Source organism: Streptococcus sp. 29892 (genome assembly GCF_032594935.1).
Lineage (GTDB): Bacteria > Bacillota > Bacilli > Lactobacillales > Streptococcaceae > Streptococcus > Streptococcus hyiners.
In genome coordinates this window covers 1,031,056-1,043,025 of the sequence record NZ_CP118734.1, presented here as the reverse complement: position 1 = coordinate 1,043,025, position 11,970 = coordinate 1,031,056, and the positions used below count along the sequence as shown (strand labels likewise).

The following is an 11,970-nucleotide window of genomic DNA, read 5'->3' as shown; positions in this document are numbered from 1 at the left end:
GTCCTTTCTAATTTTTTATAGTCCGATGGAGTGAAGGAAGAATGGCATTTGTTTTCTCCACCATAACCAGTCGTGAGCCACATCGGTGCCCCAAGTGTCAAACCAAGCTGGGATATTTTTCTCTTCGAATGCACGTTTCAGATTGTAGAAAGAGTCTAAACCATCTTGCTCCCAATCACCCAAACCTGTGCAGACGATGATATCTGCTTGGCGATATTTGTCGATGAACCAACCATCATTTTGGTTCCAGATGTAATCAGACGGTGAGTTTTGATAGACCACATCATCATGCCCGTAGTCGTGGTTGTTGTTAAAGAAACGAGCATCATAGACACCTGAAAGGGCGATAACTTTTGTAAATACATCTGGATGCTGGAGGAAGAAATTCAGCGCGTGGTAGGCCCCCATTGAGCAACCAGTTGTCATCATACCATCAAACCAGCCAGTTTTATGTTTAATAAATGGAATCGCTTCTTCAATCACATAACGTTCATAGGCACGGTGAGCTTCAGCTTTATCATGAATAGACTTCCAGTCCGCCAACCAACTTTCCTTATCGTGACTGGTTAGGGTGAAAAATTGGACATTACCAGCCTCAATCGAGCCACGGCAGGCTTCAATCATCCCAAAATCTGCGTATTCATTGTACGAACCGCCTGATGAGGCAAAAACAACCACAGGAATACCTGCGTGTCCATAACGGTTGACATTCATTTCACGACCAAGATGGCCAGACCAGTGACTTAAAAATTCTACATGCATATTCATTCTCCTAACTAATTCTTTACATTACCACTTTTCGCTTAAAAAGCGCAAGCAATCTGGCAAATAAGCTGCCCAGGCTTCCTCATTATGGACGGCACCAGAAACAACTTCCAAGGCGATATTGTCCAAATCAACGCCTCCCGCTATCAATTGACGGTAGTAAGTTAGCGAGGAATTGATATAAGATTGCTTGATATTACCTGCCATCAGGGTTTTATCTGTATCATCCGCTTCTTCTGTTCCAACGTAGATATAAACTCGTTGGTCCTTATCCAGTGCTTTTCGCTCAATGTAACGGTCAAAGGCTTCTTGATGGAGCCAGTTAGCTGATGAAAATACTCCCAAACAGCCAATTTGGTCCTTATAGGCTAATCCCATAAACTGAGTGATGTTGCCACCAAGTGATGAGCCAATCATGGCTGTGTGGCTCTTGTCAGACTTGGTGCGATAGGTATTGTCAATAAAAGGTTTGACCACATCCATAACAAATTCGGCATATAAGGTACCCTTGCCACCAAACTGAACACCTGGAATACCCATCTCGCTAAACTTCCAGGCAGCGTATTCATGCATACGCTCAGCACCATCATTGTCAATGGCTACAATAATCATCTTAGCAATATCAGGATTTCGCTTGATGGTCGGAATGACTTTCCAAGAATGACCTGAAAAAGCTTCTTTACTGTACAGGACATTTTGCCCGTCATGGAAATAGACAACAGGGTAGGTTTTATCCGTATCTTCCTCATATCCTTTTGGCAATAAAACACGGACACGGCGTTTTCTAGCAGTAAAGGGCACTTCCAATTCGTGCGTTTTCATATCTAGATAAAAGTAGGACTTGTTCATAGACATCTCTTTCTAAACAGTGTTTTTAGTATTATACCATAGATTTTCTGAAATATTCAGAAAATTTAGTTATATTACGTCATTTTTCGGATTATCCGAACAATTTTTGCTAAGTTTTCAAGCGTTCCTCGTAGACTCGACGGTAACGTTCCAGTTCTTTCAGTTCACGATTGGTCAGATTTTCAAATATAGCTAATTCAATCCTGTCCTTATCACGTCGCCAGGTCGCAACCAGTCGTCCCTTGTAGAAAACAACTGGTTTGACAATGCCTGTCAGCGTATAAATCTGCCGAATATGCTTGGGATCAAAGAAGGGATTGGCTTTCTTTTCGTAACCTAGCAAAAGTTGGTCAAAACCTGCAATGAAGAGGCAGTCTGGTACTTCTGCTTCTTCTAATTTTCCTAGATAGAAGCGTTCTTCCCCTGCTACTTCTATAGTTTTCAAATCCAATTGTTTCATCCAATTTAGGACCGTAGATTTATTTTCCTTGAAGTAATAACGAGCATCCGCTAAGCTGACAGGACCAAAACCTGAAAAATACCGCCGTGCGATTTCCAGCTCTGCTTTTTCCCGTGAAAGTGGCTGAAAGTCTGTCAGAAGGTGAAAACGTTTGGCACCGTACTCCTGATAAACTTCCCCACGCTCGACCATGTAGCGAAAAAGGCCGCCCCAAGCGTTGAAAACCTGCTTCTCCTCTTCCTGCGTCATCTTTTCCGCACGACAGAGGATTTTCAGCTCTTCGCGGGTCATAGGGGCTTGTTCCAAGGCTTCTAGGATTAGCCGATGATACTTCTGCTTGGTTTGAGGTGAAAAATCATCGCGACCGACGGTTTGAAGATAGTCGGTACTAGCCATCCGCCCCTCGTGGATATAGAGAGGAATTTCCGACTTGAGATAGGCATGAACCGTTCGCCGAATGGACCACTGACGTGTCAGCTCCTCCTGCCAGCTCCCCTCATGAAAATCCTCTGCTGTCATACGGTTGCGAAATCCGACATGAACATAGGGCTGGAACTGAGCCTGTAAGCCATTGAGATTTTGGCAAATCTGCTGGACAGACTGGGGGGCTAATAAGCCCTGCTTCTGCAAGATAATCCCCTTCCAAGTATCGTGATTCATCGTGTTTCTCCTTCGGTTTTCTAACCCCAGTATAACACAAAAGACACCCGGAGGTGTCTGGAGATAGCTGATTATCTTAGTAAGCCAAAAACTCTTCCAAGTCCTTGAGGGAACGTTCTGCTATTGCCTCATAACGCTCCTTCTTATCACGGATCCGCGGACCGTCTAGCTCCTTGATGATGCCAAAGTTGACATTCATAGGCTGGAAGTGCTTGCTTTCGGTGTGGGTGATGTAGAATGGCAGAGCTCCGATGGCTGTGGTCTGTGGGAAGATGACCGGCTCCTCGCCTCGGAAACGGCGAACAGCGTTGATACCGGCCACTAAGCCAGAGGCGGCAGACTCAACATAGCCTTCTACTCCTGTCATTTGACCTGCAAAGAACAGATTTGGATTTTTCTTGGTCGCAAAGGTCTGTTCCAATAAGTTTGGCGAATCCATGTAGGAATTGCGGTGCATAACGCCGTAGCGGACAAACTCCGCATTTTCAAGCCCTGGAATCATCTGGAAGACCCGCTTCTGCTCACCCCACTTAAGGTGAGTCTGGAAGCCAACAATATTGTAAAGGCTACCTGCTGCGTTATCCTGACGGAGCTGGACAACTGCGTAAGGTGTCTTGTATTCGCCATCACGTGGCCCCTTGTAATCATCTGGATATTCCAGACCAACTGGCTTCATCGGACCATATAACATGGTTTTGATACCACGTTTAGCCATGACTTCAATCGGCATACAGCCTTCAAAGTATTTTTCTTTTTCAAAGGAATTGAGCGGTGCTTCCTCGGCTGAAATCAAGGCCTCATAGAAAGCGGTAAACTGTTCCTTATTCATGGGAGCATTGAGATAGGCAGCCTCTCCCTTGTCATAACGGGACTTAAGATAAACCAAGTCCATGTTAATGGTCGAGCTGTCGACAATCGGTGCTGCCGCATCGTAGAAGTAAAAACCGTCGCCACCATTGAGTGCGTGAATTTTTTCTGCCAAGGCGTCAGACGTCAAAGGCCCCGTCGCAATGACTGTAATAGCATCTTCGGGAATCTCAGTAATCTCACCACGAATGACTTCAATCAGTGGGTGATTGTGAATTTCATCTGTGACTGCTTGAGAGAAGTTCTCACGGTCCATGGCCATGGCGCCACCAGCAGGCACACGATGAGCCTCACCAGCACGCATGATGATGGAATCCAAGCGACGCATTTCTTCCTTGAGCAAACCGACAGCGTTGGTCAAACTATCACCACGGAAAGAATTAGAACAAACCAACTCGGCAAACTTGTCGGTCTTGTGCTGAGGAGTCGGTTTGACACCACGCATCTCGTAAAGTTTGACAGGAATGCCACGCTTGGCAATCTGATAAGCAGCTTCTGAGCCAGCTAAGCCAGCTCCGATAACATTAATGTGGGTTTGAGACATGAAACTAATACCTCTAGCCAGAAGACTGGCTACCGTTTGGGAATGACCCAAAACAGAACCTTTCTAAATTTTAATACCTATCCAGTATATCAGAAAATGGCGTGAAAATACAAAAACTACTCTCATAGAGATGAAGGTAGTTTTTGTTTGCGTAATATTTTTTATGCAAATAAATACTGTTTGGTTTATACAGGGTGACTAGAGTGTTGGTGCTTGATTTTCCAACCTTGGTCATAAATAAAGCCTAGTGTGAAACGGTCTGTGACAGACTGTTCCTTTCCAATTTTTGAAAAGCTGGCATCAAAATAGGCAAAGGCACAGGTCTGGGAAGACTGAATTTCCAGATTTGAATAGCTCACTTCTACCCTATCCGTCGCAATTTCTTGAAACCAAGAAGTCACCATATCTGCCAAGTCCTTCTTACCAGACAAAGACCACTGCCCAGCCACATCGTAAATCAAAACATCGTCACAATACAAGGACAACATGAGATCCAAATCCTTTTCCAAGACAGCTTGCTTATATAATTCCAATACGTTCTCAATCCTATTTGCCATTTCTCTCCAATCTTACACATCCAGTAAGTCTGCACATTCTCTTAGCTTGGCTGCTAATTCTTTTCTATCTATAAGCAGATTATAGACACCATCTTCACTCAAGACACCGCAGGTAAGATGTTTAAATTCCCCTCTATCAGCCAAGTCCATATCTTCTAGGAAGGTCGGACTTTGGTAATAGTCCAGTAATTCCAGATATGCTGGCTGGCTTGTTTCGACCTGTTCTAGAAGGGATTGCAATGCTGAAACGAGCTGGAGTTGGGAATGAAATATGCTTTCCATCTGCTCAACACGCTGTCTGCTCTGCCATTTTCCATCCATCAATGCGTCGCCCCTCCAACAGTTTTGATATCTTCCTTGTCCGCATAGGCTACAATGGCTGAAATGGCCGCTTCTATCCCTTTGACAATCACCTCAAGGGACATGGACGGAACACCTGGCTTGTCCAATACCTGCTCAGGAAGATAGGGAATATGGAGGAAGCCTGCCTTAGTATTAGGAAAGGATTTTTCAGCCAGATATAGGGCCTGATACATGAGATGGTTGCAGACAAAGGTGCCTGCAGTGTTAGAAACCGATGCTGGAATGCCAGCAGAACGAATGGCTTCGACCATGGCCTTGATAGGTAGGGTTGAAAAATATGCTGCTGGTCCATCTGAACGAATGGTCTTGTCAATGGGTTGTTGCCCCTCATTGTCAGGAATGCGAGCATCATCCTGGTTGATGGCCACACGCTCAGGTGTCAAATCAACACGTCCCCCAGCTTGTCCAATGCAAAGCACTGCATCGGGTTGATATTCTGTCATCTTCTCTTCCAAAACACGAGCAGCCTTATCAAAAACAGTCGGAACTTCGACAATCATAATCTCTGCGCCTGCTATGGTACGAGGTAAGGACTTGATGGTTTCTAAAGCTGGATTGATGGCCTCACCACCAAAGGGATCAAAACCTGTTACTAAAATTTTCATCGTTTCCCTCCAAAATGATTTCTCCATAATGAAATTTTTGATTAGGTCTGACATGACGTTCAAAGCCGAATTCTTCAAAAACTTCATCTCTAAAATGAGCCTTGATAATGATTTTTCTTCTGGCCACACGCCTGCATTCTTTCAAAAAATCTTCAGACAGGGCCGAATAATTGGCAAAGGGTTTTAGTCCGTCAAGATTATCCGATTCCTTTATCTCCTGCGAGAACATGGGGTCAACATAAATCACATCGACTGACTGGTCTGCTTGTGACTGTAAGTAAGTCAAACTGTCCGTCCAAATCGTCTGAATAGAGCGCATGGCTTGATTAACTGCGTCATTGCCACTATCAAACTCTTTCAGACCTTGACTCACCATAAAATGAATAAGCTGAGAACTCTCCAAGGCAGTCACCTGATGACCCGCACTAGCTAGGACAATACTATCAGAAGCCAGCCCCATGGTACAGTCCAGGACGGTATGTTTATAAGGTCCTATCAATTCCAAGAGCGGATCCCTTCCAGACTTGATACGCAAAATAGCTGTGTCAGGGTGGAAAAAGAAGCGTTGTCCATTTTTTTCTTCCAAAACTAATTGGCCTTGATAGACCACAAGCACCGCGTTAGCTTCTGTTTTTGCTAGAATGGACTGGACTGACCTCTTACGACGGTCTTGATAGTCTAGATTGAGCTGCGCTGCTATTTCCCTAGCCTGTAAAATCAGGTTTTGGTTCATACGAAGACTGGTTGTGACGATTATTTTCATAAGTCTATTGTACCAGAAATACTGAAAATGTAGTCTTCATTTTGTAGAAATAACTCTACTTTGGCACAACAACCTTCAAGCAAATATCTGTCGGCTGTAATACTTTTTGAACTTGCACAAGGAAAGCAAGACCATTGTCTGATGGGGCATACTGAAAAGTCAGGTTGATAACTTTTTCTGTAAAGTCATCCCCGTAGCTGTCCACATACTGCTTGCTTTCGATAAAGTGAATGTAGTTGTTCAGCTTTTCTTGGAGTTTGAGGAGGTGTTGTTTTTCTAGTGGTTTTCGCCATTTGTTGCTATCTAGCAATAACATTTCCAAATGATTTTCTATAACTCCTATAGAATCAATTTTGGTTGGATCAAGTTCAATCGGAAAAATTTCTTCAAGAGATGGGACTACTTGGGGTTTGTTGGCTAATTCCTTAAGCTTATTCATAATCCTATCAATTGTTGTTTTGTCATACTCAAGAAATTCTGGTGTTTCACTCATCCAAGCACAAACCGCTCCATATCGAACCGATTCTGTTTCCAAAGGCATCTTGACAACTTTTTCAAAAAAAATCGGAACAAATTGTTCAAGTTCAATAATAAAAGGAAGGTTATTGTAGCTACTTAATAACCATTTCTGAATTTTAAAATATTGAGAGACCTGATACAATTTATTTATCTCACCACTTGCTACAAAATCTTTTAGAATATTTTCTGTGCGGCGAACGATATCTCTATCTCCCTCTTCATACAAAGGAAACAAACAGTATCTTATCAAAACCTCCATATCTGTAATACCTTCAAAGAAAGATTCTCGATGACGAATCATAAATTCGCCATCACCAAGAAACACTTCATCCTCTTTACCTTCTCTTATGGCTTGCTTATATTTCTCAAGTTCCCAACCTGTTTTAACTGGCTGATAGTCTTTCATTAATTATTACCTCCTACCCATTGGTTTATCCGGACAATCCCCTCTGTTGGATAAGTCTGACTTGTAGTAACATTAGGAATAAAAACATTAGGATTTTTTATTTCATAATATCCCTTTTCTGCAATTGAAGCTTGGAAGTCTTCATATGAATGCCCTCGCATATCAATAGTAGGCATAAGTAGCTCACTCTCAGAATTTGTCATATCAGCCCCTGACCAAGTTTTAGCCCCTGGAATATTAAGTGGATTCGAACCTGGCGTATCACCATTGACAAATGATACCAAGTCATTATCTATAACATTTTGAACCCATTCGGGTGTATATTCATATTGATAGATACCTGAACTATAGGTACTGCTAGACACCCCTTTAACCGTTGCAATTTCTTCACCAGATTTGAGGCTCCCATCCAAATTATATAACAAGGCTCCATCTTCTGCGCCACTAGTTACAAAATTTCCAACACCTACTCCATTATCAACACGTCCTATCATAGGAGGGTAATTAGGGTTTTTTGAAAAGGTATATTCTTGAATAACATATCCATTTACAACCGAAGAAGCACCACTTTGACGATATGGTTCTAAAATTTTCTGCTGATATTCAGATGTGTATGCGTACTGGCGGCTTTCATACATTTGGTAGAACTCCTCTTTAGAAGACACAGCCCCTTCTTGAACAGCACGTTCTGCATAGGCATCAAATGAATTTTTGAATTCAGACGAGGTCTCTGAGGTGATCCAACTATTGTTAGGTTGAGATGTTAACTCATCAAACTTGTCAAATGCGGACTGCTTAATTTCTGGTGTAACATGTTCAATCGTCACATTCCCCGTCTTCTGCGACACGACATCAATCCGTGTGCCCTTGGGTATCTCAACACCGCCGACAAAGTCACCCTTGCCTGCGCCGACAATGGTGCCGCCGTACTTGGACAAGTCTTCCAAGAGGTTCTGGCGACTAGACTTCAAACCACTCTGAGCAGTCGTGTATTCCTGAATGCGGATGTTGCCTGCCTCGTCAAAACCAATCGCATCCACTCGGATTTTCTGCTCAACGCCATCAACCGTCATCTTGATCGTGATGTTATTCTCGACCTTGCTGGCGATTTTACCAAACTCGACCGTTTGTAAGTCCACAAAGTCCTGACCCTGACGAGCGTTGAGCTGAATTTGGCTTGGGCTTGAGACTTCAATGTGAGAAAGTTGGCTTTGGAGTCCCTTAACAGAGCCCTCTACAATGCCTTCAAATGCTTTACCTCCGATGTAATTCAAGGTCGCATTCGCTGCATCACCCTGCAAAACTCCGCTACCCCATTGTAAGGCTTCCACACCCTCATCCGCATAGCCAGCCAACTTACCAATGGTCTGAACGGTTGTCGGAATCTCTTTTCCTGCTCGCAAGGCACTCTGACCTGCCGCAAAGCTACCGAAAGTAGCCAAGGTTACTACAGCCTCAGCTCCAGCCCAGATACGATCTTCCGTGCTCAACTGAGTACCAGTAATCAGGGTGTTGCCTGTAATCGCAGAGTGGGCCCCATCCGCAAAGAGGTAAGCGCCACCTGCTAGCGCAAGTGGGAGGGCAGCACCTCCTGTCATAAGAGTTCCGGCTGAAAATGCCGCTATTGCTAGAAATTTGAGACCATTGTCAACCAAGCCTAAGGCTTCCTTGTTCTCCTCCTGCCAAGTACTATTTTTGATTTGACTATAGTCTGACTCCAGAGTCGGATAGAACTCCTGAACCAACTCCGCATCACTCTTTGACTCCAACTCTTTGATTTGTTTATCCGTTAGTTGGTCGGTCTGGCGGAGTGGTTAATAGCAGAGCTACTCAACTTGTTTCAAAATGGACGTGAGAGATAACAACTCCAATCTCATTCCCACTCCTAGGCTCCGCTTTAAACCAATCCTAGCCTAGCTTCTTATATATCAATGAAGAATATTTCTACCCTCCCATTATACCAAAAAATCCAGACAAGTTGGCCCTGTCTGGACTTAAAACTCTACTTTGGCACAACAACCTTCAAGCGAATATCTGTTGGCTGTAATACTTTTTGAACTTGCACAAGGAAAGCAAGACCATTATCTGATGGGGCATACTGGAAAGTAAGATTGATAACTTTTTCTGTAAAGTCATTCCCGTAGCTGTCCACATACTGCTTGCTTTCGATAAAGTGAATGTAGTTGTTCAGCTTTTCTTGCAATAACTGTAAATGAATAATTTCTGTTTCTTCCTGCCACTTGATTGGGTCTAGAAGCAAGAGTTCCAAATGTTCTTCAACTATTCCTAAGCTGTCAATTTTACTAGTCTGTAATACTGTTTCAATTGCTTGTTTCAATAATTTCGTAAACTCATACTCTGAAAAGAGAGTCTTTGAAATAGTCGGGGTCTTAAGAATTTGCTCTGGAAACTGTCTTAAGAAATTTCTATCCAATTCTTCTTGACTCTTATCTGGCCAATGGCCTGTCATTAAGTAAATTTTTACTTCATAGGCATCTTGAGGCGACTCAAAAGCTCTTTCCATAAGTTCTTTAGAAATAGGATAGATGACCTCTCGGTCTTGAAATCCGCCAGTCATAAAGTGCATCTCATATTTGCCATTTTCTTCATAGACAATAAAATCATTCCCTCTATGTGTAATTACGTTAGATTCATTATAATGCTCTAACTCATCCTCTTCTGGCCAGCGCCCATGCTCTACATAAAACATGACCTCTTTCCCGTCTTTAGATGTTAACAGAGCTTTTTTTACTAAATCTTCATCTATTGGATAAGAGAAACGTTCTCGCCCACGATACCAATTAATGCTATATTGCCCATTTAATTCATATATTATAAAGTCAGTCCCTCGTAACACTTTCATATATATCTGACCTTTCTATTGGAATACTTCGTCTATTGTATAATCCGACTCACTAAGTTGATCAATCACTGCCTCAGGAATCCCTCCCTGTGTGTAGCCTCCAGGTTCCCACAAACCTTGCCAAGCTCCAGGCTCGTTACCAGAAGGCATCCGGAGGTTTTTTAAGCGCTGAATATCAATAACAACTGGATTATCTCCTAGTACCCCTGTTCTAATCCCAATAGTTCCTCTAGAACTCTTGGATTACCATTAGATGCCCTTACAGCTTTTTCATAAACAAATTTAGGCATTACATAATGACCGTCAGGATGGCCTATCGTCGCACCATAATTTTGCAACCCATAATCATATGTTTCAAAGCTCATAACTTTCACTGCTCCATCATCGAACATAGCAAGATGAGTTGCAATTTCTTCTACTGAATAAACATGGTGAGGTGACGGACGGCTCCCGTTCTTCGTACTAACCAAGCCATCTTCAACCTGTTTTGAAAGATTGATATGAGGCAATTGCTCCATTTCAGCTTTAAAGTCTTTTACAGAATAAACGGTATCCGGAGATCCTATCGTCACATTCCCCGTCTTCTGCGACACGACATCAATCCGTGTGCCCTTAGGTATCTCAACACCGCCGACAAAGTCACCCTTGCCTGCGCCGACAATGGTGCCGCCGTACTTGGACAGATCCTCCAAGAGGTTCTGACGGCTGATTTTCAAACCATTCTGGGCAGTTGTGTATTCCTGGATGCGGATGTTGCCTGCCTCGTCAAAACCAATCGCATCCACTCGGATTTTCTGCTCAACGCCATCAACCGTCATCTTGATTGTGATGTTATTCTCGACCTTGCTGGCGATTTTACCAAACTCAACCGTTTGCAAGTCCACAAAGTCCTGACCCTGACGAGCGTTGAGCTGATTTTGGCTTGGGCTTGAGACTTCAATGTGAGAAAGTTGGCTTTGGAGTCCCTTAACAGAGCCCTCTACAATTCCAAGAGAGTCGATGGATAAATCTAAATATGCTTTTCATTTAAATTAAAACTAAAAACTATTTTTCGATATAGTCTATCTATTGCCTCAGATTCCATATCAAATTCATCCCATACCCAGAATTCTTGACGCTCACTCACCTCATATACTTTATATTTTTGTGATTCCTCATCAAAATAGTAGCCCAGAGTAAATTGCCCACCAAATTTTCTTCCTGGCATAATTGTAAATGCCCCTATTTCAGATTGGTGAGCTTCCACAAAATTCAGTAATTCTTGCTTTGTCATTGATCTTCCTCAAGCTCTAATTCAATAATAGACTTCTGTTCCAGACTTGGTAAAGTATCATCGGGAAGGATGGTCTCAACCCGAGTTGCGTAGGCAGAGGCAAAACCGAAAACAACCACAATAATCGCAACCGAATAAACTAGAAAAACCCTTTTTAGAAAGGCACTAGAAACTGAGTAGCCCTTTGTCGAATACTGTTTCAGCTCAGGTTGTTTTTTCTCTAAGATATTTTTGGAAAAAACATAGGGTCTGACTGCACTCATCAATACAGATAGAAACACCATCGTCACAAGTGAATTGTACATTTGTGTTCTCGCCCCAATCACTGTGATATAAAACATGCTTGAAAACAAGACAAGTCCAAAAACAATAAATAGAATCAAGGATACCTGAGCATCCTTCTTCAGTTGTAAAAACTCTTCTACTGTCATTTTTTCCATTTTCATTTTATTCCCTTATTTACCTTGCCGATCCTA

Annotated in this window: 14 protein-coding genes; all 14 read right to left on the bottom strand. The window is 42.8% G+C overall.

The features are described from left to right. Positions 1–15: 15 nt before the first annotated feature. A complete protein-coding gene (locus PW220_RS05235; protein WP_248054190.1) occupies positions 16–762 on the bottom strand; it encodes an esterase family protein in 747 nt (248 codons plus the stop codon). Positions 763–789: 27 nt separating this feature from the next. Further along, the gene (locus tag PW220_RS05230) at positions 790–1,614 is read right to left on the bottom strand and encodes an alpha/beta hydrolase (protein WP_248054192.1); all 825 of its coding nucleotides are present in this window, start codon (positions 1,612–1,614) and stop codon (positions 790–792) included. A 109-nt stretch (positions 1,615–1,723) separates the two neighbouring features. Next, positions 1,724–2,734 carry a DNA glycosylase AlkZ-like family protein gene (locus PW220_RS05225; RefSeq protein ID WP_248054193.1) on the bottom strand — a complete coding sequence of 337 codons (1,011 nt, stop codon included), beginning with the start codon at positions 2,732–2,734 and terminating at the stop codon, positions 1,724–1,726. Positions 2,735–2,810: 76 nt separating this feature from the next. Then, complete coding sequence (gene trmFO / locus PW220_RS05220) at positions 2,811–4,145, bottom strand: methylenetetrahydrofolate--tRNA-(uracil(54)-C(5))-methyltransferase (FADH(2)-oxidizing) TrmFO (protein ID WP_105114718.1); 1,335 nt, start codon at positions 4,143–4,145, stop codon at positions 2,811–2,813. A gap of 185 nt (positions 4,146–4,330) precedes the next feature. Then, complete coding sequence (locus tag PW220_RS05215; protein WP_248054194.1) at positions 4,331–4,702, bottom strand: YybH family protein; 372 nt, start codon at positions 4,700–4,702, stop codon at positions 4,331–4,333. A gap of 12 nt (positions 4,703–4,714) precedes the next feature. Beyond that, a complete protein-coding gene (locus tag PW220_RS05210) occupies positions 4,715–5,023 on the bottom strand; it encodes a DUF4298 domain-containing protein (protein WP_248054195.1) in 309 nt (102 codons plus the stop codon). Continuing rightward, positions 5,023–5,670 (bottom strand): pyroglutamyl-peptidase I, encoded by a 648-nt coding sequence (pcp, locus tag PW220_RS05205; protein ID WP_248054196.1) that lies wholly within the window; start codon positions 5,668–5,670, stop codon positions 5,023–5,025. Before pcp ends, PW220_RS05210 begins: the two co-directional genes overlap by 1 nt. Then, on the bottom strand, positions 5,645–6,433 hold the full coding sequence (locus PW220_RS05200; protein ID WP_248054198.1) for a class I SAM-dependent methyltransferase: 789 nt from the start codon (positions 6,431–6,433) through the stop codon (positions 5,645–5,647). Before PW220_RS05200 ends, pcp begins: the two co-directional genes overlap by 26 nt. A 55-nt stretch (positions 6,434–6,488) precedes the next feature. Next, complete coding sequence (gene ifs / locus PW220_RS05195) at positions 6,489–7,358, bottom strand: NAD glycohydrolase toxin immunity factor (RefSeq protein WP_105210468.1); 870 nt, start codon at positions 7,356–7,358, stop codon at positions 6,489–6,491. Next, complete coding sequence (locus tag PW220_RS05190) at positions 7,358–9,127, bottom strand: hypothetical protein (RefSeq protein ID WP_248054199.1); 1,770 nt, start codon at positions 9,125–9,127, stop codon at positions 7,358–7,360. The genes ifs and PW220_RS05190 overlap by 1 nt, the downstream gene beginning before the upstream one ends. Positions 9,128–9,360: 233 nt before the next feature. Continuing rightward, entirely contained in the window at positions 9,361–10,221 is an 861-nt protein-coding gene (locus PW220_RS05185) for a DUF6572 domain-containing protein (protein WP_248054201.1), read from the bottom strand. 197 nt (positions 10,222–10,418) lie between these two features. Further along, entirely contained in the window at positions 10,419–11,105 is a 687-nt protein-coding gene (locus PW220_RS05180; RefSeq protein WP_248054203.1) for a hypothetical protein, read from the bottom strand. 125 nt (positions 11,106–11,230) lie between these two features. Further along, on the bottom strand, positions 11,231–11,494 hold the full coding sequence (locus tag PW220_RS05175; protein WP_105117837.1) for a hypothetical protein: 264 nt from the start codon (positions 11,492–11,494) through the stop codon (positions 11,231–11,233). Then, the gene (locus PW220_RS05170; RefSeq protein ID WP_248054205.1) at positions 11,491–11,934 is read right to left on the bottom strand and encodes a hypothetical protein; all 444 of its coding nucleotides are present in this window, start codon (positions 11,932–11,934) and stop codon (positions 11,491–11,493) included. The genes PW220_RS05175 and PW220_RS05170 overlap by 4 nt, the downstream gene beginning before the upstream one ends. Between the last annotated feature and the right edge of the window lie 36 nt (positions 11,935–11,970).

Excerpts from the sequence above, each read along its gene's own strand:
- PW220_RS05185 (WP_248054201.1), bottom strand. The coding sequence starts at position 10,221 with ATGAAAGTGTTACGAGGGACTGACTTTATAATATATGAATTAAATGGG.
- pcp (WP_248054196.1), bottom strand. The coding sequence starts at position 5,670 with ATGAAAATTTTAGTAACAGGTTTTGATCCCTTTGGTGGTGAGGCCATC.
- PW220_RS05170 (WP_248054205.1), bottom strand. The coding sequence starts at position 11,934 with ATGGAAAAAATGACAGTAGAAGAGTTTTTACAACTGAAGAAGGATGCT.
- PW220_RS05175 (WP_105117837.1), bottom strand. The coding sequence starts at position 11,494 with ATGACAAAGCAAGAATTACTGAATTTTGTGGAAGCTCACCAATCTGAA.
- PW220_RS05225 (WP_248054193.1), bottom strand. The coding sequence starts at position 2,734 with ATGAATCACGATACTTGGAAGGGGATTATCTTGCAGAAGCAGGGCTTA.
- PW220_RS05200 (WP_248054198.1), bottom strand. The coding sequence starts at position 6,433 with ATGAAAATAATCGTCACAACCAGTCTTCGTATGAACCAAAACCTGATT.
- PW220_RS05210 (WP_248054195.1), bottom strand. The coding sequence starts at position 5,023 with ATGGATGGAAAATGGCAGAGCAGACAGCGTGTTGAGCAGATGGAAAGC.
- PW220_RS05230 (WP_248054192.1), bottom strand. The coding sequence starts at position 1,614 with ATGAACAAGTCCTACTTTTATCTAGATATGAAAACGCACGAATTGGAA.
- ifs (WP_105210468.1), bottom strand. The coding sequence starts at position 7,358 with ATGAAAGACTATCAGCCAGTTAAAACAGGTTGGGAACTTGAGAAATAT.
- PW220_RS05235 (WP_248054190.1), bottom strand. The coding sequence starts at position 762 with ATGCATGTAGAATTTTTAAGTCACTGGTCTGGCCATCTTGGTCGTGAA.
- trmFO (WP_105114718.1), bottom strand. The coding sequence starts at position 4,145 with ATGTCTCAAACCCACATTAATGTTATCGGAGCTGGCTTAGCTGGCTCA.
- PW220_RS05215 (WP_248054194.1), bottom strand. The coding sequence starts at position 4,702 with ATGGCAAATAGGATTGAGAACGTATTGGAATTATATAAGCAAGCTGTC.